The sequence below is a fragment of the Undibacterium sp. Di27W genome (genome assembly GCF_049340345.1).
Classification (GTDB): domain Bacteria; phylum Pseudomonadota; class Gammaproteobacteria; order Burkholderiales; family Burkholderiaceae_D; genus Undibacterium.
In genome coordinates, this window is record NZ_JBMPOS010000022.1 from 41281 (window position 1) to 60818 (window position 19538).

Below are 19538 nucleotides of genomic sequence, written 5' to 3' on the forward strand. Positions count from 1 at the left end.
TATGAAAACTCGTCTCACTACCATCACAGTCACTTTAGCGCTCGCATTTGCCGCTCAAGCCAGTTTCGCCCATGACGACCACGCACATGGTCATGATAGCGAAGCCATCGGCAAGCCAGGCACCGCCACAGCAACCACCCGCACCGTCAATGTCAACATGACTGACAACATGCGTTTTACACCTTCCAACATCGTCGCCAAGCAAGGTGAAACCATTCGTTTCGTGATTAAGAATTCTGGCGGCATCAAGCATGAATTCGTCCTGGGAACAGAAAAGGAACTGAAAGAACACTACGAAGTCATGAAGAAAAATCCGGAAATGGAACACAGCGATCCCAACATGATCACCCTAGCTGGTGGCCAGACAGGTGAAGTTGTTTGGCAATTCACCAAGGCTGGAAAGATTGATTTCGCATGCCTGCAACCTGGTCATTATGACGCTGGCATGAAGGGTAAGGTCGCCGTCGCAAAAGGCAAGACTGTTGCCACAGCTAGTGCCGGTGCTGAACCTGATGCTCACGAACACAAACACTAATGATGCAGACCGTGTACGCAACTGATTGCACGGTAATTTGATTTATTCACTTAAAAAATAGGAAACATCATGACCATTATTAAATCTGTGACCCTGGGCGTTCTTACTGCCATCACATTTCATACAGCCTTTGCTTCAGATCACTCCATGTCTGCAAAAGCATCTGCTTCCATGAGTAGTGCCAATAGTGCCAGTAGCGACATGACGGATGGCGAAGTCAAAAAAATTGATAAGAGTACCAACAAGATCACGCTGAAACACGGCGATATCAAAAACCTGGATATGCCTGGCATGACCATGGTGTTCAAGATCAAAGATCCTGCTGTACTTGACACACTGAAGGCCGGGGACAAGGTGAAATTCAGAGCAGAAAAAGCGGATGGCGCAATCGTGGTCACCGAAATACAAGTCGCAAAATAAACGCAATGCGCTACGTGTGCCAGCCAGCACGTTAGGCTGGCTGGTATATGTACTCAATTAAATAAAAAAAGGAGAACACGACGATGATCAAATTACTGACACTTCTGGCATTGAGTATGCTGACAAGCCTTACCTATGCCAGTGAGCCCAAAGATGCCTTAGCAGCCTTCTATGCGGCCATGGCCGCAGGTGATAAAGCGAAGGCCACTGAACTGCTCGCACCGGACATCACGATCTATGAGTCCGGTTATGTCGAACGTTCACGGGCAGAGTATGCCGGACATCATCTACCGGAAGATATAACTTTTGCCAAGACATCGACACGCACAGTATTGCAGCAAAGCCAAAGAATTGACGGGAATCTGGCGGTGATTTGGGCGGAAACAGAGACCAAAGCCAAGGTCAAGGGTAAGGACTTACAAATCTTTGGGACAGAAACTGCCTTACTGCAAAAAAACGGCGAAGACTGGCAAATCGTGCATGTGCACTGGTCTTCCCGAAAAGCGAAATAGTGAAGAGAAAATCCCAGTCTTAGTACAGGTAGCCCCCGGCAATTGTGATTAAGCATCGCGGTAGCAGACCTGATTAGTGGAGAAGTTATATGAAAAGTATCTCAGAATCTTTAGTGCCGCTAACCACCTCCAACGTCACGTCTTCTACACCAGCACAAGCAAAATCAAATCCTCTGAATCAGGGATCTTTTGCGGAAGCCTTGGCACGTATAAAAGATAAAGCGACATCAACCGATGCCGAACAAAGATCGACAGATGGCGTCACCCAACTTGCGCCTGCAGGACCAGTACCATTCACTTTATCAAACGTCGCCGTCCATTTCCCCTTGCCTGGGTTGTTCAGTAAAGCCTTGGAACATGGTTTCAACGAGCGCGCCCTGGATTTACGTGTCTATCGCCAGACATTGCTGGCCTCTAATATCGCCAATGCCGACACCCCTGGATATAAGGCCATGGACATTGATATTGATGCGGCACTGAGAGACGGAAAGACCTCAAAAACGGTAACGCCTCACTATGTTACGCCTAGCCAGGGGGCGATTGATGGCAACACAGTAGAAATGGATGTCGAGCGGGTCAAGTTTACCCAGAATGCACTGATGTACGAATATCACGTCGATCGGGTACGGGGGCACTATAAAGACATGGAAGAGTTACTCAAAAATACACCTTACTAAAAATCGGGAGAGCATAAAACGAATTCTCTCACTTCTATTGTAGTTTTGATCGACTGTTTTGATACTGACGAGGCAGGTGCTTGACGTAGATCAAACAGACTGCAATTCGCATGAATAATGATTGACTCCGTACCCAGGTACAGCGCCTATTCTAAGAGACATGACCATGCAGGACATGATTGAAGACATGGTGCAAACGATGATGGACAGCATGTCCATCTCTACAGCTGTTGCTAAATAAGGAGGTGTGTCATGAAACACGAACACGAAAGTCATTCCGAACCAGGTGGTTTCTGGCGTTCCAGATACGCCCTTGGATATCTCGTCATTGGTGCAGTTGCCGCCTACTTTCTATTGACAGAACATTTGGCGCACGTGATCGGCGCATTGCCATTTTTGCTGTTACTTGCATGTCCGTTGATGCACGTCTTCATGCATCACGGACATGGGCAACATAGCCAGCATCAAGATGATGAGTCCTCAAGCGCCCAAGACAAGGATGCCAGCGCGAATAAGGAGAACCGACATGAACCACGGTGAAAACTCTTATGGACTATGGTCACTGGTGATACTCAATTCGACCATTTTTATCATGTTTGCGTTCAGTTTCTTTAAACCGCAAACGGCACGTGACTGGCGTAGCTTTAGCGCATTTTCTGCATTCATCGTCGCTCTGTTCGTAGAAATGTATGGCTTCCCGCTCACCATTTACCTGATGTCAGGCTGGTTGCAGACGCACTATCCCAATCTGGATATTTTGTCGCACAACGCAGGCCATTTATGGTCCACCTTGTTGGGAGAAAAAGATGATCCGCATTTTGGCGTACTGCACATCGCCAGTTATGTGTTCTTGGGGTTCGGCTTTTACCTCTTATCCAGTTCCTGGAATGTGCTTTACCATGCCCAGAAAAGTCACTCGCTGGCAACTACTGGTCCCTACGCCAAAATCCGTCATCCACAATATGTCGCTTTTGTCTTAATTCTTCTGGGATTCTTGTTGCAATGGCCTACAGTATTAACATTGGTCATGTTCCCGATATTACTGATCATGTACGGTCGCCTGGCTGTCACGGAAGAAAGAGAGATGCAGGCACAATTTGGTGATGAATTTGCCCGTTACGCAAAGCGGACGCCACGATTTTTTCCGCACTTGTCTGTCAGTCCCGCTTGTCATTGATTCTGCATCACATTAAAGGGTAATAACCATGAGCGATACAGTCACTGCACCAGCACCTACACTTGCGCCTATATCTTCCAATGACACAGGACTAAAAGATCCTGTGTGCGGCATGACCGTCACCGAACAGTCAGAACATAAAGAGTTACATGATGCCAAAATGTATTATTTTTGCAGTAGCAAGTGCCATAGCAAATTTAATGCAGAGCCTGGAAAGTATATTTTACCTAAAGCCATTTCGGCCACCGTGGAAGACCGGCCTCCCGGAACTATCTACACTTGTCCCATGCACCCCGAAATACGGCAAGATCATCCGGGCAATTGTCCTAAGTGTGGCATGACGCTGGAGCCACTGATCCCGGAACTGGAGGCAGATGAGAATCCTGAATTAAAGGATTTTCAGCATCGGTTTTGGTGGACTTTACCTCTGACGGTGGTTGTTTTTATTCTTGCCATGTTTGGGGAATCACTTCACTTGATGCAGATGTCTGCGCAGAGCTGGGTGGAAATGGCCATTGCATCACCCATCGTGTTATGGGCAGGTTGGCCTTTCTTCACCAGAGGGTGGCAATCCGTGTTGCACAGTAGTCCTAACATGTGGACATTGATCGGCTTGGGAACCGGTGCTGCTTTCATCTATAGTGTGGTCGCGACAGTGATACCACAAGTATTTCCTGAGTCGTTTATCTCCATGGGACGTGTTGCCGTGTATTTTGAAGCGGCAGCAGTGATTATTTCGTTGACTTTACTGGGGCAAGTACTGGAACTGAAAGCACGCTCCCAGACTTCGGCAGCGATAAAATCCTTGCTGGGTCTTTCTCCCAAGACTGCACGACGTATCAATGCGGATGGAAATGAAGAAGATATACCGCTTACCAATGTCCATATCGGCGATCTACTGCGTATTCGCCCAGGAGAAAAAGTACCGGTTGACGGTAGCGTGACTGAGGGTAGTAGTGCCGTTGACGAATCCATGCTTACTGGAGAACCTGTCCCTGTGACTAAACGGGTTGGTGATAAAGTCATCGGTGCCACTTTAAATACGAATGGTGCTTTGGTCATGCGCTCTGAACGCGTAGGGTCTGCCACGATGTTGGCACAAATCGTTCAGATGGTTGCACAGGCACAGCGGTCAAAGGCGCCGATGCAGAGAATGGCGGACCTTGTGGCCGGATATTTCGTGATGACGGTGATCGGCATTGCCATCCTGACTTTCTTTGTCTGGGGCATTTGGGGGCCTGAACCGCGCTGGGTCTTTGGCCTGATCAATGCTGTTTCGGTATTGATCATTGCCTGCCCCTGTGCCTTGGGCCTGGCTACTCCTATGTCCATCATGGTGGCAACTGGCCGTGGTGCCACGCAAGGTGTTTTATTCCGCGATGCAGCTGCCATAGAAAATTTACGCAAGGTTGATACCCTGATAGTTGACAAGACCGGTACCTTAACTGAAGGCCGTCCTGCATTCAATAAAGCGATTCCGTCCTCTGGCTACCAGGAAGAAGAAGTGCTGCGCCTGGCAGCCAGCCTCGATCAGGGTAGCGAACATCCCTTGGCCGATGCGATTGTGCGAGCCGCTCGCGAACGGGGACTCACTCTGGACAAACCAGAAAACTTTGAATCAGGGTCAGGAATTGGCGTACGTGGCACTATCAATCATCGTGGGATCGCGCTGGGCAATACGACTCTCATGGAGCAATTAGGCGTGGAAGTGCAAGGCTTGATGCCGCAGGCAGAAGATCTTCGCGCTGAGGGCGCAAGCGTCATGTACCTGGCTGTAGACAATCAACTGGCAGGATTGCTTGCGGTGTCAGACCCGATCAAGAAAAGCACCCCGGAAGCCCTGGCCACACTTAAAGCATCAGGAATTCGCATCATTATGGCAACGGGTGATGGCCTGACCACAGCAAAAGCTGTTGGTAGTAGGCTCGGCCTGGATGAAGTCTTTGGGGAGGTAAAGCCGCAAGACAAACTTTTACTGGTTGAACGTCTACAAAAAGAAGGCCGCATCGTTGCCATGGCAGGTGACGGGATCAATGACGCACCTGCACTGGCAAAAGCCGACGTAGGTATCGCCATGGGTACCGGCACCGATGTCGCCATGAACAGTGCCCAGGTTACCCTCGTTAAAGGTGACCTGCGCGGCATCTCTGTTGCACGCTTATTGTCGGACGACACCGTAGGTAATATGAAACAAAATCTGCTGTTTGCTTTCTTGTATAACGGTTTGGGTATTCCAGTCGCTGCTGGCGTTTTGTATCCGATGACTGGCTGGTTACTCTCACCACTGATTGCTGCATTAGCGATGAGTTTGAGCTCAGCTTCCGTCATAGGCAACGCGCTGCGGTTGAGAAAACATGGTGTAGACAGTTGACTATTTGAGACTGATCAAGGAAATATCTCGAAAAGGTAACTATAATCTGGGTAAGGAAGTTGATGCTGTTCACTGATTTCCTGATCCATTTTGTTTTTAATGTTAATTGAATACAATAAATACGTGAAATTATCTCGTCCACATCGCCTGCTCACTGCGTTGATCGTGCTCTTCAGCATGCTGTTTATGCAGCTTGCTGTGGCGTCATACGTCTGCCCAGGCCATATGTTGGGTAATGAAAACCCTGCGTTATCCGGAGATATCAGCTCTGCCGCTATGGCTGACTGCGCTGGCATGGACAAAGAGCAACCTGCATTGTGTCATGCACATGCAGAGGATCCTTATGCAAAACAATCATTGGATAAGCCGCAAACACCCGATGTGCAATCCTTTGTATTGGCTGGACTGACGCTGACCTTACAACTGATTGATATTGCCGGTCTTCCACAAGGCCATCAACCACAGCTTTCCTATCTGGCACGTTCCAGCGCACCGCCCATCGCTATACGCAACTGCTGTTTCCGCATTTAAATTTCCAGATTGCCTAGTCTGTCACTGCTACGTCTTATCGACGGAAGTGCCATTTTTGCTATCTGGAGGTTTCATGTCATTCTTATTCCGTGCGCCTATGTTTGTGCACCAAAAAACAAATCTTTATTCTCAGTGCCTGGTGCTGATCCCTTTAGCAATTGCTTTTGGACTCACTCCGCTTAATGTTCTTGCTACAGAGTCTTTACTGACTTTGGGCAGTGCCCAACAACTTGCAGTTATCCGTTCCCGTCAATTGATCGCGCAAGATATGGCGGTCACTGCTTCCCGCGAAATGGCAGTCGCTGCCGGTCAGTTGCCCGATCCTATCTTGAAGGCGGGAATTGATAACCTGCCAGTCAGCGGCCCTGACCGTGGCAGTTTGACTAGCGATTTCATGACCATGCGTCGCATTGGCGTCATGCAAGAATTGACTAGAAACGACAAACGCCAATTACGTGCAGAGCGCTATGACCGTCTGGCAGAAAAGTCCCTGGCAGAGAAAAGCAGCGCGATTGCCGCTATCCAGCGCGACACCGCTGTAGCCTGGCTTGATCGATACTACGCAGAACGCATGGCTGCTGTAGTCACAGAACAATCCATCCAGGCCCAACTTGAAATTGAAGCTGCCGAGAGTAACTACCGCGCCGGCCGTGGTAACCAGGCAGATATCTTCGCAGCCCGAAGTGCACTCAGCATGGTCGATGACCGTCAAAGTGAAGTCTTACGCAAAGTGCGTACTGCCAAGACGATGTTAAGCCGTTGGACTGGGAGCGACCCCGAACTTCCATTGGCAGGTGAGCCCAGTATCGAGAAGATTCGTCTGGATTTATCGGTACTGGACAAGTCACTTGCTCATCATCCCCAGATTGCAGTACTGACCAGGCAAACAGAGATAGCTGAGACAGATGCCAGATTGGCTGAAGCCAATAAAAAACCCGACTGGAGCGTTGAAGTCGCGTTCCAGCAGCGTGGTTCAGCCTATTCCAATATGGTTTCGGTCGGCATATCACTGCCTTTCCAGTGGGATCAAAAGAATCGCCAAGATCGTGAGTTGTCTTCCAAATTGGCAATGGTCGAACAGGCCAAGGCGGAACGCGACGAAACACTTCGTGCACACGTTGCGGAAACGAAAGCGATGATAGAAGAGTGGCAAAGTGACCTTGAGCGCAGTGCTCGCTACGAGCGCGAATTGATACCGCTGGCAAAAGAGCGTACTCAAGCCATCTTGGGTGCCTATCGCGGCGGCAAGTCCAGTCTCGGCGATTTGCTGGCGGCTCGCCGCAACGAAACCGATGTGCGACTACAGGCCTTGCAACTACAAGCCGATACTGCCCGTTTATGGGCGCAACTAAATTTCCTGTTTCCTGTCGATGTGCAAGCGACGTATCCAACCCAATCCATGAACAAGGATAAGCCATGAACAATAAAAAAATCCTCATCGCCCTGGTTAGTGCTGGCATTCTGGCTGGTAGTGGTTATGGTCTGTATCGCCTCGGCCTCAAGCACGGAATGCAAGAGGCTGACGAGTCACACTCTAGTGCATCAGCGGCAAGCTCTGCTGCTGGCACCAAAAAGGTACTGTATTGGCATGATCCCATGGTTCCCGGTCAAAAATTTGATAAGCCTGGCAAATCGCCTTTCATGGACATGCAATTGGTACCTGTTTATGCCGATGGTGGTGATGAAGGTTCGGTCAACATCAGTCCCCGTGTACAACAAAACCTTGGTATCCGCACTGCAGAAGTGACACGCAGTAGTCTGGCATCGGCTGTGATAGCGGTTGGCAGTGTTGCTTATAACGAGCGTGATGTCGCTCTGGTACAGGCACGTAGCAATGGTTTTGTCGAAAAACTCTACGTTCGAGCACCTCTAGATACAGTCAAGAAAGGCCAGGTACTGGCTGAGCTATACGTGCCGGATTGGGTCGCTGCACAGGAAGAATACCTGACGGCGAAGCGCATGCAGGCTAGCGGTATTGCCGGATTAATGGATGGGGCAAAGCAACGCATGCGCCTGGTTGGGATGAGCGATGATCAAATACGCGCAGTAGAGGCTAGCGGCAAGGTGCACACACGTATCACTGTCACGGCCCCGGCCAGCGGCGTAGTCGCAGAATTGTCTGTACGTGAGGGGATGACTGTCATGACCGGTGCACCCTTATTTCGTATTAATGGTCTGGGTACGATCTGGGTCAATGCCGACATCCCTGAAAATCAATCTGCCAAGGTAAGCATAGGGAATGCCGTTGAAGCGCGCACTCCGTCCTTGCCAGGCATTATTTTCAAAGGCAAGGTCAGTGCCATTCTTCCCCAGATCGACGTCGCTACCCGTACTCTGAAAGCACGTATCGAGTTGGCGAATCCGTCCGGTCAACTGGTACCAGGCATGTTTGCCAATTTGAGCTTCAGTTCTGAGGCCCGCAACGATATTTTGCAAGTACCTACCGAGGCTGTCATCCAGACTGGCACTCGCGCTGTAGTGATGGTCGCACAAGGCGATGGTAAATTCATGCCCGTGGATGTCGAAACCGGCACAGAGGCAAATGGGCAAACTGAAATCCGCAAAGGTCTGGAAGCCGGACAAAAAGTCGTAGTATCCGGGCAATTTCTCATCGATTCCGAGGCTAGCCTGAAAGGCACAGTGACGCGCATGGGGGATGCGCCAGCGGTCAATACCGACAAAGCTGCCGCAGCGGCACACCATGGTAGTGGCAAAGTCGAAAACATAGATAAGAACGAAATCACACTATCCCATGATCCTATACCGTCCCTGAAATGGGGGGCGATGACGATGGGCTTCAAGCTACCATCGAATGGTTTGCCTGCGAACGTCAGCGTTGGCGATAGCGTGATTTTTGACATACGCCAAACCAAGGACGGTATGTACCAGATTACCTCTATTTCACCAACGGCTGAAACACCTAAGACCAATCCGTCTGCTAATGCGATGAACGATACGGTGAAGATGCCTTCTTCATCTGCAGGAGCAAAAAAATGATGGCCAAACTAATACGCTGGTCAATCGCCAACCGCTTTCTAGTGTTGCTAGCTACGCTGATGATGACGGCTTGGGGAATCTGGTCTTTGTCGCGGACACCGCTCGATGCGATTCCTGACCTGTCGGATGTGCAAGTCATCATCCGCACCAGTTACCCTGGCCAGGCACCACAAATTGTCGAAAACCAGATTACCTATACTTTGACGACGACCATGCTCTCCGTACCGGGTGCCAAGACGGTGCGCGGCTATTCATTCTTTGGGGATTCTTTCGTCTATGTATTGTTTGAAGATGGTACCGATATGTACTGGGCACGTTCCCGCGTACTGGAATACCTGAACCAAGTGCAGTCTCGCTTGCCGCCCCAGGCAAAAGCTTCACTCGGCCCGGATGCCACAGGTGTAGGTTGGGTGTATGAATATGCCTTGGTGGACCGCAGCGGCAAGATGGATTTATCGCAATTACGAGCATTCCAGGACTGGTTCCTGAAGTACGAACTGAAATCAGTGCCGAATGTGTCTGAGGTGGCGAGCATAGGCGGCATGGTACGCCAGTACCAGATACAGCTAGATCCGGACAAGATGCGTGCCTACAACATCCCGCATGGAAAAATCATTGAAGCTGTGCAGAAGGCCAATCAGGAAACCGGTGGTTCAGTACTGGAACTGGGGGAAGCCGAGTATATGGTGCGTGCATCCGGCTACCTGAAATCATTGGATGATTTCCGTAAAATACCTTTGATGACCACAGATGCAGGTGTATCAGTGCGTCTGGGCGACGTGGCCCGTATACAAATCGGGCCTGAAATGCGGCGCGGCATTGCCGACTTGAACGGTGAAGGTGAAGTCGCTGGTGGCGTGATTGTCATGCGGTCCGGCAAAAACGCACTGGAAACCATCGATGCAGTCAAAGTCAAACTGCAAAAGCTCAAGGCCAGTCTGCCTGCTGGCGTGGAAATTGTCACTACCTATGACCGGTCCAATTTAATCATTCGCGCAGTCAAGAATCTGCAAGAGAAATTAATAGAAGAATTCATTGTTGTCGCTATTGTCTGCGCCATCTTCCTGTTTCATCTGCGCTCAGCGTTGGTCGCCATCGTTACTTTGCCAATTGGCATCCTGATGGCCTTCATCGTCATGTATTACCAGGGCGTGAATGCGAATATCATGTCGCTGGGCGGGATTGCCATTGCAGTCGGTGCCGTGGTTGATGCTGCAGTGGTCATGATAGAGAATGCCCACAAGCATATTGAAGCATGGAACCATGCACATCCCGGTGAAAAACTTCAGGGCGAAGCTCATTGGAGGGTGATTGGCGATGCGGCAGCTGAAGTCGGGCCAGCTCTGTTTTTTTCATTGCTCATCATTGTCTTGTCCTTTATACCGGTCTTTACCCTGGAGGCGCAGGAAGGACGCTTATTTTCTCCGCTGGCATTTACCAAAACGTATGCCATTGCGGCAGCTGCGGGCTTGGCGGTGACCTTGATACCTGTACTGATGGGTTACCTGATCCGGGGCAAGATACCTGATGAACAAAAGAATCCCTTGAACCGCTTCCTGATTGCGATATACCGGCCTTTACTGGATGTGGTATTACGTTTCCCTAAAAGCACTTTGCTGGTCGCTGGTTTGATTGCTGTAGTAACAGTGTGGCCGATGGCACGGCTTGGTGGTGAGTTCATGCCGCGACTGGATGAGGGGGATTTGCTTTATATGCCGTCTGCATTACCAGGCATAGGTGCTGGCAAGGTTTCAGAGTTACTCCAGCAGACCGATCGATTGATTAAAACTGTACCAGAGGTAAAAAGTGTATTTGGCAAAGCCGGGCGTGCTGAAAGTGCGACTGATCCTGCTCCTCTGGAAATGTTCGAGACCACGATACAATTCAAGCCGAAAGATCAATGGCGGCCTGGCATGACGACCGATAAGCTGGTAGAAGAACTGGATCGTATAGTTAAAGTCCCTGGGCTATCCAATATCTGGGTGCCACCTATCCGGAATCGTATCGATATGCTGGCGACCGGTATCAAGAGCCCCGTGGGAGTGAAAGTGGCAGGCACCAGCCTGAAAGAAATAGACCGGATTACCAGCGATATTGAACGCGTTATCAAAAACCTTCCTGGAGTGTCTTCAGCCCTGGCGGAAAGACTCAATGGCGGACGTTATATCGATGTCGATATCAACCGGGATGCAGCGGCGCGCTACGGTCTTAATATCGCAGATGTACAAAACATCGTGTCCGCAGCGATTGGCGGGGATAATATCGGCGAAACCATTGAGGGCTTACAGCGATTTCCGATCAACGTTCGATATCCGAGAGAAGTACGTGACTCCGTCGAAAAGCTGCGGCAGTTACCAGTGCTGACTGAACGTGGCGCACAAATCCGGCTGGGTGATGTCGCAGAAATTCGCATTAATGACGGGCCACCTATGTTGAAGAGCGAAAATGCCCGCCTGTCCGGGTGGGTATACGTTGACATCCGTGATCGTGACTTGAACTCGACAGTACGTGAAATGCAGGAAGTCGTTACCAGGGAAGTGAAGCTGCCAGCAGGTTATTCGATTGCCTGGTCAGGACAATTTGAATATCTAGAGCGCGCCACAGCCAAATTGAAAATCGTCGTACCGGCGACCTTGCTAATCATCTTTGTACTGTTATACATGACTTTCAAGCGTGTCGACGAAGCAGCGCTGATCATGGCGACCTTGCCGTTTGCATTGGCTGGTGGTATTTGGCTGCTGTGGGCGCTTGGCCATAATCTGTCGGTTGCCAGTGGTGTGGGCTTTATCGCATTGGCGGGTGTTTCCGCTGAATTTGGTGTGATCATGCTTTTGTACCTGAAACATGCCTGGGAAGCGCGTGTCGCCAATGGAAAAGCCGATGAAAAAGATTTGCTGGAGGCTATTCGGGAAGGTGCAGTACTGCGTGTGAGGCCAAAAGCAATGACGGTGGCTGTCATCATTGCAGGTCTGGTTCCCATCATGCTTGGTACAGGTACTGGTTCGGAAGTCATGAAGCGCATCGCAGCACCTATGGTGGGCGGTATGATCACGGCACCATTGCTATCGATGTTTGTTGTGCCAGCAGTGTATTTGCTTTTGCGTCGCAGGAAATTGTGAACCGATGAAAACGGAATTAACCTTGCCTTGTTCTACCGCTAAGCACTGAACTGGGCAATTTTCTTGAGAACGGAATGATTTTCGCCCAGCATGCACAACGCATCACAATGTTGTCTCAAAATATCAAACGGCAAATACCCCAAAGACAAGTCAGCCGAATCGCCTCGAAAGGCGGGGCGGCTGATTTGCGCCATCACTTCATGCTGACGCTTATTTGGTGCCACCAGGTAGTAGTGGCAGCTGTCCGACGGAATTGAACGTGCCAAATCCTTCATCCTTAGAATACCGGAATAAATGGAAGTACTTTTTTCCACTTCAAAAGCACATGCGATCTTGGAGGTTTTGGGGTCTATCCATAAAACGTCAATGAGGCTAATAGTATCCAACACCTCGGATGGAACCTCTAATGGAGGCAGTTGTTCAATCGTAAGTTGAGAAAATGCCTCGCCATGACAAGAACGATGACGATCATTACGCGCCACAAATACCTGGTATTTCAAAGCCCGGCCTATTTTGATCAAAATAGGCTGCACTTGCGTATGCTCGGATTCTTCCTTGTGTTCCTCTACAACCTGGCTATGGCGGCGTGCCGCAGCTTTCTCCGCTTTTTTCTTTAGATCTTTCATAACGTCGTCAGCATTGTTTTGAATTATCAATCTACCGCTACCAAGTTCGAACAGCAATCCGGCAAAAGCACCCAAGTCTTTGGATAGCAAGCTCCGGTGTGTTGTATTGGCTTGCACTATTGCTTCACGCATCGATAAGTAACTTGGCCAGGAACCTAATTTCTGTTTGGCGTTGAACAATGCATTAAACCCATTCACGATGGCTGTATTGAACGGCGGCACCAGTGTCGGATGTAAAAAATAAACAATGGTCGCTACCGACGGACCTAATCCTTTAATATTGGCATCTGCCAGGCGACTCATCTCATCCAAGACCTGATCTTCCCGCGTAGCATTCAGACATGCATTCAAAAAAGCGCCAAACTTCTGTTGATTCTGCGTATTTTCGTAAATATCCGGGATGCGCAGCTTGGGTTTCCAGTAAAAAGGATGGGCTGCTCCTTCAAATACCTGTTTTTGCTCGGTAATGGCGGCCAGGACGATTTCTAAAGGAGATCCCTTAAAATCATTGCCAAAGCTACCGGCTGCAATGGCGTCAACAGTATCTTTCACACCCCGGCGTATTGCCCGGAACGCCTTCATCCTTTGTACGCCGCCAATGAACCAGGTGTTGTAAACCGATTCGGGGTCGGTTTTATAGCGAGCGATCAGGTTTGCAGTCACAAGAAATCCCAAAAAGAGTATTAAGCCAATCTAATATCAGATCGGCCGAGCGTTGCGAAAGTGTATAGGGTAACGGCGGGACAGGCAATTTCGACAAGTCAGCATATAGTCGATTCTTTCCTGACGCTTAGTGAATGTTGCCTACATTTAACTTACGATCTTAGCCTGAGAGTTTGCTCTCACGTCTCGGTCTGTCATTCAAAATCTGATGTCGGCGGTTGTCTTTCATCTTTTTCCATTCACGGCATTCCTCACGTGTACGCAAACAGGCGACGCAAAAACCGGTTTTGCCCTCAAATTTGCATATTTCAATACAGGGTGACTTGACACTCATACTTTAGCTGCAATTGGCGAATGAACTTCGACAGTAATGTGCGATAAACCTTTGAGGCGTCGTAGTTCTGAATGGTAATACGCTGGCCCACGTTGTATTTCAGAAGCATCCACGGATAGCACAGCACCAAAATGGCCAGGGCCAAGTCGCCAAACATGCAAATCGAGTAATCTATCGCCAGCCGCATCCACGACCGCTCGAACCTTATTCTCCATCTTATCGTCAGTACTGACATCCATCAATATCTTCCCCGTGTCACGAATCAGACCGTAAGACCAGTTGGCAATGACAAACGCCCCGACAATACCGGCTAATGGATCCATCCATAGCCAACCAAATGACTTTGCCAGCAACAGGCCAATGATCGCTAGTACAGAGACCGCAGCATCTGCAATTACGTGGACATAGGCTGCCCGCATGTTGTGATCACGGTGATCTACGTCATGGTCGTCATGCCCGTGCGCATGTTCGGCAAACTCGGTAACGTGGATGTCGTTGTGCAGCGAGACCTCTACCTTAAAGGAATGTGGTTCAGGAATATCCGTAGTTGACTGCAAGAAGTCAGCTTTGCGCAAAAAGATGAATTCCTGGCGTGTGCCGTCAGGTCGAATCGTCGTTACGGTAAAGTCCTGAGGCGTTAAGGTTGCCCCATCCTTTTCTGTATGAATGCGAAACACAGGAGGAATGCCATCTTCATAAATAGACAGCGCGAATCGGCCATCAGGTGTTTCTATATGCCGCACCTCTTCATCGTGGTCGTGCTCCATATGTGTGTCGTGTCCGTGGCTATGACCATGGCTGTGCCCATGATGATCGTCACCACTCAGCAGCCACGCACTGACAATATTGACGAGTAGGCCGACTACAGCAATGGGAATCGCCTCGGCAAAGTGGATGGGCTCTGGTGCCATAAGACGAGCAATGGCCTCATAACCAATCAGTAAGGCGATCATCGCCAGGACGATGGCACTGGTGAAGCCTGCCAAGTCACCCAGTTTGCCTGTGCCAAACACAAAACGCCGGTCATTAGCGTGTTTGCGTGCGTAGGTGTAAGCAAGTGCCGCAATCAGCATAGCGCCAGCATGCGTGGACATATGCAATCCATCGGCTACCAGCGCCAGGGAGCCAAACAAACTTCCGCCGATAATCTCGGCGATCATCATCGCACTGCAAAGGGCAATTACCACCCAGGTTTTGCGTTCATTCTTTGCATGACCTTCGCCCAGGAAGACGTGATCGTGATCGACCGCGAAGGGTTTTTCATATAGCTCATTCATCACTAACTCACTTAAAATAACTACGGACAACATCGATCAACTGCTCTTTGGCATCACTATGTTCACCGCTATGCGCATCAGCATCGACTAGATGGGTGCGAATATGATCTTCGAGCACAACAGCCAGCAAGCCTGTCATCGCACCTCGACAACTGGTAATTTGTTGTAGCACCTGGATACAGTCACTTTCTTCTGTTAAAGCACGTTCTATGGCATCTACTTGTCCACGAATACGACGTACCCGGTTTAATAGTTTTTGCTTATCGCGGATGGTGTGTCCCATGACGATCTCCAAATATAGGGAGGGGGACTATACCATAAAATGAATTAGCCAACGAATATCAAAACTATGGATGAGAGTTTCTACCTGATAACTTAACGGAGATCAGTTCTGGAGTTTCACTAACTTTATTGTATAATTTGCATCGATTGCGCACTACCTTTAGCAACAAATCCTAATCTTGATAGGCAAGCAGGGCAGGAGTGATTGCTATGGCATTACTATGTATTATTCGATGGCGGCTCGTCGTGACCAGATTTTCTTGCAGAGATCGCCAGGCGAGTGGGCATCTCTCGCAACACTGTCCGGCGCTATGTAATTCGACCAAGGAAGTCGCGCCTACCCTACACACTATATGTAGACTGCTGCTAGACGATCATAGTGCCTTGGGCCTTGCCTAAATGTGCGATATGTTCGTTGGCGCTCGCAAACTGGTCAGCGCTTTTTTCAGGATAATTTACATCTTATATGGAATAGAAGCGAGCATACATTCGCTCCTTGAAAGCAAAAGAAATTCAATAAAGTAGATTTTTGGAATAAAAATAATGTCTTCCAAAGGTAGTTTTGCGAAACTTTTGTCCTGTTCCAATGACATCATGTTACATTTGCCGCAAAAGGCATCGCTCGATAACCTAACTGCAAAAAATAACCCTAATGGTAATGACCAACATTAAACGTTTGCGCTTCGGTATTTCGTTTCGTATCACAGCAATCAGTGTAGCCAGTGTACTCATCGCCACCATATTTATTAGCTTGGTGTCTATTTTATTGATCAAAAGTATTCTCCAATCTAAGTTGCAAGCTGAGCAATGGGCGCGTGTCGAAAGCATTGCTCAAGGCATAGATGAGAAATTTTCCAGCCGCCGAATTACATTGCGGATACTTGCGGAATCAATACCGAAATCGTCATATGTGAGCTCATCCTCGTTGCAGGGCTTTCTGACCTCGTTGCCGTCCTTGAAATCAGCGTTCGATAACGTCTCGATTCTAGATCTTTCAGGGAATCTTGTTGCTAATTTAAATGGATCTGCCGCTATAGGAAAGGTCAACGTAAGTGATCGCGATTACTTTCGGCAGACTTTAGCCACCCGTACAGGCGTGATATCAAAGCCGTTTCGGAATCGGTACAGCGGCATTGCGCAGGTATCGCTGACCCAGCCGGTTATCGGTCCAGACGGGCAACTCGCATACGTCATCTCAGCAGCGATTAATCTCCATGAAGATAATTTCTTGGGCGAATTTTCTGATGTGAAATTTGGACGCACTGGTTATTTATTTATTATTAATAGTGACGGAACGGTCATTGATCATCCCGATAAAACACGTATATTTACCCTGGCGAATGGTGCTGGACATAACAACGCACCCGTGCAGAAAGCTCTCTCTGGATTCGAAGGTAGTATGGAAGCAACAAGCAGTTATGGTGTCCCTGGTCTATATGTTTACAAACGGATTCAATCAACCGACTGGATACTCGGAGCCATTTATCCTACTGCTGAAGCATTTGAATCCATTAATGATTTACAACGTCGTGCTGTCTTGTACGGACTCATTTTGGCGCTTGCGGCAGGATTGATTACCGCGACGGCGATGCTGCGACAACTACGTCCTCTTGCTTCTTTACATCAAAGCATGAGCACTGATGCGATAACACCCTTGCAAGAAATACCGCTTGCCAAATTTAAAAATGATGAACTGGGCGATATAGCGAAGGCTTACAATGCGTCCCGGCAGGCGACTTATACCTTTTCTGTCCAACTTCATAAAAGCGAACAGCATTTGCGCGATATTTTAACGCATGCCGGAGACGCATTCGTTGCAATCAACGCTGACGGTGCAATCACGGAATGGAACCGGCAGGCGGAAGAAACCTTTGGATGGACGCGTGACGAAGTCATGGGTCAACATCTAGAACATATTCTCATCCCAGAAGAGTCACGCCAGGCACACGTTGACGGGATGAAGCGGTTTGTCGTAAGTGGTACCGGACCGGCCATCAATAAGCGTATCGAGTTAATGGCTTTGCATCGTGACGGTCATCGAATCGCCACTGAACTGTCAATAGCAGCATCGTTTGACGGCATTAATTACATTGCTTCAGCTTTTATTCGAGATATCACGGCGCGTAAGTTTGCTGAGCGGAAGTTGATTGAAAATGAAAAGTTTTTGCGAACAATTACTGACAATCTTCCAATCTTAATTGGCTATGTAGATATTAATGAGCGTTATCAATTCGCGAATGCCAGTTACCAGAAATTTCTCGGCGTAGATCCAATAGCCGTAATCGGCAAGTCAATGCGAGATGTCCTTGGCGAGATGTCCTATGCGGAGGTCGCACCGTACATAACGACTGTTAAACAAGGGAGCTCTGCCCATTTTGAACGTGCTGTGGAGATCAACGGGAAATCCTTCCACTTCATGGGGGACTATATTCCTGACATTGGGGACAATGGCGTGGTAAATGGTTTCTTCATTTTGGTGCTAGATATAACAGCAAGAAAAAATGCCGAAATCGGACAAGCAATTAGCGAGCAACGCCTGAAGTCAATCACGGATAATCTGCCATCCATGATCGCCCAAATTGATCGTCAAGAACGCTATGTTTTTGTCAACGAGTTCGTTACCCGCACTTTTGGCACGCCGCCAGCAGTAATGTTAGGAAAAACCATGCGCGAGGTTAGGGGAGAAGATGTCTATGCTCGCATTGGCCCCTTTGTTCAACAGGCATTGAAAGGCGAGACTGGTAGCTTTGAAGGGATTGCTACCGGTATTGACCGCGGGGAATTTTACTATCAAGCAGACTATTTACCGTCTTTCAATCAGGACGGCGAAAATGATGGCTTCTATGTGATGACATTCGACATCACTCAGCGAAAGAAGGCGGAAATGCTGCAAGCAGAAAGCGAACAACGCCTGCGCCTGATTACTGACAACCTGCCAGTCTTGATATCTTACATGGACAAGAACCGCCGTCTTCAATTTGGCAATGCGACCTTTAAGCAGTGGCTTGACGTTGACCCTCTTTCAATGGTTGGAAAGCTATTGAAAGAGGTCATAGGAGAAAAACGCTATCTGGATCGGCTTGAATATCTTGACCGTGCATTTGCCGGTGAAACTGTTCGCTTTGTTATCGCAAGCGAATTCAACGGAGTTGAACGCCAACTACAAACCGTTTATGTTCCGCATGAAACGACTGACGGTACAGTAATGGGCGTATATACACTTACATCCGATGTTACGGCACAAAAGAAGATCGAAAATCAACTATTTCAACTCGCGCGCGTTGATTCTTTGACCGGTCTGCCGAACCGTCGGCAGTTCGAAGAACGGCTGGATGAAGCGCTCGCCAGGGTCGCACGCAACGGAAAACTGCTAGCGCTCATGTTTCTTGATATCGACCACTTTAAAGCAATCAACGATCAGCTTGGCCATGCGGCAGGCGACGCTGTGTTACTCCAATTTGGTGAGGCACTAAGGGACTCCGTTCGCAAGGTAGATGTGGTGGCTCGTTTGGCTGGGGACGAGTTTGTCGTCGTACTAGAAGGTTTGAACGATACTAGTGAAGCAAGCACGGTTGCCGAAAAAATGCTGAAGGCTGTCGTGCGTTCAATTCCTTCAAAAAAAGGATTGCTAAAAATCTCGACATCAATCGGAATTGCCTTTGCTAATAATGCTTCCGATGCACCTCAATTACTTGAGCATGCGGATCAGGCGCTATATCTCGCAAAAAAACGTGGTCGGAATCAATTCGCCGTTTGGCCTGACGATTTAAGCAGTCTGAATTCTGTTTAAAATGTGCAATCAGTCGTCAGCGTAACTTATGTTGATGCACCGACACTCCTCACATCTGCGCGAACCGGTTGCGTATTCTCATAAAAGTGGCCATGAATCCTGAGGTGTACTGTCAATAGCGGACACTCATGTTCTAAGCTGCCAGTGACTGCCGATTAAAATTTTCAGCAAACAAAGCAGGCGATATATTGCCAAGACGCGAGTGACGTCGCTGACGGTTATAAAAG

General features: G+C 48.9%; 16 protein-coding genes. 12 read left to right on the forward strand and 4 right to left on the reverse strand.

Translation table 11 applies throughout. The features are described from left to right. Position 1 precedes the first annotated feature (1 nt). The 11 genes from ACO0LF_RS28850 (at position 2) to ACO0LF_RS28900 (ending at position 12339) form a co-directional block, all read left to right on the forward strand. The gene (locus tag ACO0LF_RS28850) at positions 2 to 535 is read left to right on the forward strand and encodes a cupredoxin domain-containing protein (protein ID WP_423020422.1); all 534 of its coding nucleotides are present in this window, start codon (positions 2 to 4) and stop codon (positions 533 to 535) included. A gap of 69 nt (positions 536 to 604) precedes the next feature. Further along, positions 605 to 955, forward strand: a complete 351-nt coding sequence (locus ACO0LF_RS28855) for a copper-binding protein (RefSeq protein ID WP_423020424.1) — start codon at positions 605 to 607, stop codon at positions 953 to 955. An 83-nt stretch (positions 956 to 1038) separates the two neighbouring features. After that, positions 1039 to 1467, forward strand: coding sequence for a nuclear transport factor 2 family protein (locus tag ACO0LF_RS28860; protein ID WP_423020426.1), 429 nt, complete (start codon positions 1039 to 1041; stop codon positions 1465 to 1467). A gap of 89 nt (positions 1468 to 1556) precedes the next feature. Beyond that, the gene (locus ACO0LF_RS28865; RefSeq protein ID WP_423020428.1) at positions 1557 to 2144 is read left to right on the forward strand and encodes a flagellar basal body rod protein FlgB; all 588 of its coding nucleotides are present in this window, start codon (positions 1557 to 1559) and stop codon (positions 2142 to 2144) included. A gap of 252 nt (positions 2145 to 2396) precedes the next feature. Next, the gene (locus ACO0LF_RS28870) at positions 2397 to 2684 is read left to right on the forward strand and encodes a DUF2933 domain-containing protein (protein ID WP_423020430.1); all 288 of its coding nucleotides are present in this window, start codon (positions 2397 to 2399) and stop codon (positions 2682 to 2684) included. Beyond that, on the forward strand, positions 2671 to 3321 hold the full coding sequence (locus ACO0LF_RS28875; protein WP_423020432.1) for a methyltransferase family protein: 651 nt from the start codon (positions 2671 to 2673) through the stop codon (positions 3319 to 3321). Before ACO0LF_RS28870 ends, ACO0LF_RS28875 begins: the two co-directional genes overlap by 14 nt. 112 nt (positions 3322 to 3433) lie before the next feature. Next, positions 3434 to 5692 carry a heavy metal translocating P-type ATPase gene (locus tag ACO0LF_RS28880; protein ID WP_423020458.1) on the forward strand — a complete coding sequence of 753 codons (2259 nt, stop codon included), beginning with the start codon at positions 3434 to 3436 and terminating at the stop codon, positions 5690 to 5692. A 99-nt stretch (positions 5693 to 5791) separates the two neighbouring features. Continuing rightward, the gene (locus ACO0LF_RS28885; RefSeq protein ID WP_423020460.1) at positions 5792 to 6223 is read left to right on the forward strand and encodes a hypothetical protein; all 432 of its coding nucleotides are present in this window, start codon (positions 5792 to 5794) and stop codon (positions 6221 to 6223) included. Between the two features lie 73 nt (positions 6224 to 6296). Further along, complete coding sequence (locus ACO0LF_RS28890) at positions 6297 to 7643, forward strand: TolC family protein (protein ID WP_423020434.1); 1347 nt, start codon at positions 6297 to 6299, stop codon at positions 7641 to 7643. Continuing rightward, the gene (locus ACO0LF_RS28895) at positions 7640 to 9220 is read left to right on the forward strand and encodes an efflux RND transporter periplasmic adaptor subunit (protein ID WP_423020436.1); all 1581 of its coding nucleotides are present in this window, start codon (positions 7640 to 7642) and stop codon (positions 9218 to 9220) included. The genes ACO0LF_RS28890 and ACO0LF_RS28895 overlap by 4 nt, the downstream gene beginning before the upstream one ends. After that, positions 9217 to 12339 (forward strand): efflux RND transporter permease subunit, encoded by a 3123-nt coding sequence (locus ACO0LF_RS28900; RefSeq protein WP_423020438.1) that lies wholly within the window; start codon positions 9217 to 9219, stop codon positions 12337 to 12339. The genes ACO0LF_RS28895 and ACO0LF_RS28900 overlap by 4 nt, the downstream gene beginning before the upstream one ends. Positions 12340 to 12377: 38 nt before the next feature. On the opposite strand, the gene ACO0LF_RS28905 is transcribed toward ACO0LF_RS28900, so the two are convergent. The 4 genes from ACO0LF_RS28905 to ACO0LF_RS28920 all read right to left on the reverse strand — a co-directional run bounded on the left by ACO0LF_RS28905 (position 12378) and on the right by ACO0LF_RS28920 (position 15522). Next, entirely contained in the window at positions 12378 to 13628 is a 1251-nt protein-coding gene (locus ACO0LF_RS28905) for a hypothetical protein (protein ID WP_423020440.1), read from the reverse strand. A gap of 160 nt (positions 13629 to 13788) precedes the next feature. Next, the gene (locus ACO0LF_RS28910; RefSeq protein WP_423020442.1) at positions 13789 to 13962 is read right to left on the reverse strand and encodes a DUF1289 domain-containing protein; all 174 of its coding nucleotides are present in this window, start codon (positions 13960 to 13962) and stop codon (positions 13789 to 13791) included. Further along, positions 13959 to 15239: a CDF family Co(II)/Ni(II) efflux transporter DmeF gene (dmeF, locus tag ACO0LF_RS28915; protein ID WP_423020462.1), complete on the reverse strand. Its 1281-nt coding sequence runs from the start codon at positions 15237 to 15239 to the stop codon at positions 13959 to 13961. The genes ACO0LF_RS28910 and dmeF overlap by 4 nt, the downstream gene beginning before the upstream one ends. A 7-nt stretch (positions 15240 to 15246) precedes the next feature. Then, positions 15247 to 15522, reverse strand: a complete 276-nt coding sequence (locus tag ACO0LF_RS28920; protein ID WP_423020444.1) for a metal/formaldehyde-sensitive transcriptional repressor — start codon at positions 15520 to 15522, stop codon at positions 15247 to 15249. Between the two features lie 657 nt (positions 15523 to 16179). Between ACO0LF_RS28920 and ACO0LF_RS28925 the strand changes: the two genes are divergently transcribed. Next, complete coding sequence (locus ACO0LF_RS28925) at positions 16180 to 19311, forward strand: PAS domain S-box protein (RefSeq protein WP_423020446.1); 3132 nt, start codon at positions 16180 to 16182, stop codon at positions 19309 to 19311. The last annotated feature ends 227 nt before the right edge of the window (positions 19312 to 19538 follow it).

Bases quoted from the DNA above. Each gene is read 5' to 3' on its own strand.
- ACO0LF_RS28850 (WP_423020422.1), top strand. From the start codon at position 2: ATGAAAACTCGTCTCACTACCATCACAGTCACTTTAGCGCTCGCATTT.
- ACO0LF_RS28855 (WP_423020424.1), top strand. From the start codon at position 605: ATGACCATTATTAAATCTGTGACCCTGGGCGTTCTTACTGCCATCACA.
- ACO0LF_RS28860 (WP_423020426.1), top strand. From the start codon at position 1,039: ATGATCAAATTACTGACACTTCTGGCATTGAGTATGCTGACAAGCCTT.
- ACO0LF_RS28865 (WP_423020428.1), top strand. From the start codon at position 1,557: ATGAAAAGTATCTCAGAATCTTTAGTGCCGCTAACCACCTCCAACGTC.
- ACO0LF_RS28870 (WP_423020430.1), top strand. From the start codon at position 2,397: ATGAAACACGAACACGAAAGTCATTCCGAACCAGGTGGTTTCTGGCGT.
- ACO0LF_RS28875 (WP_423020432.1), top strand. From the start codon at position 2,671: ATGAACCACGGTGAAAACTCTTATGGACTATGGTCACTGGTGATACTC.
- ACO0LF_RS28880 (WP_423020458.1), top strand. From the start codon at position 3,434: ATGACCGTCACCGAACAGTCAGAACATAAAGAGTTACATGATGCCAAA.
- ACO0LF_RS28885 (WP_423020460.1), top strand. From the start codon at position 5,792: ATGTTAATTGAATACAATAAATACGTGAAATTATCTCGTCCACATCGC.
- ACO0LF_RS28890 (WP_423020434.1), top strand. From the start codon at position 6,297: ATGTCATTCTTATTCCGTGCGCCTATGTTTGTGCACCAAAAAACAAAT.
- ACO0LF_RS28895 (WP_423020436.1), top strand. From the start codon at position 7,640: ATGAACAATAAAAAAATCCTCATCGCCCTGGTTAGTGCTGGCATTCTG.
- ACO0LF_RS28900 (WP_423020438.1), top strand. From the start codon at position 9,217: ATGATGGCCAAACTAATACGCTGGTCAATCGCCAACCGCTTTCTAGTG.
- ACO0LF_RS28910 (WP_423020442.1), bottom strand. From the start codon at position 13,962: ATGAGTGTCAAGTCACCCTGTATTGAAATATGCAAATTTGAGGGCAAA.
- dmeF (WP_423020462.1), bottom strand. From the start codon at position 15,239: ATGAATGAGCTATATGAAAAACCCTTCGCGGTCGATCACGATCACGTC.
- ACO0LF_RS28920 (WP_423020444.1), bottom strand. From the start codon at position 15,522: ATGGGACACACCATCCGCGATAAGCAAAAACTATTAAACCGGGTACGT.
- ACO0LF_RS28925 (WP_423020446.1), top strand. From the start codon at position 16,180: ATGACCAACATTAAACGTTTGCGCTTCGGTATTTCGTTTCGTATCACA.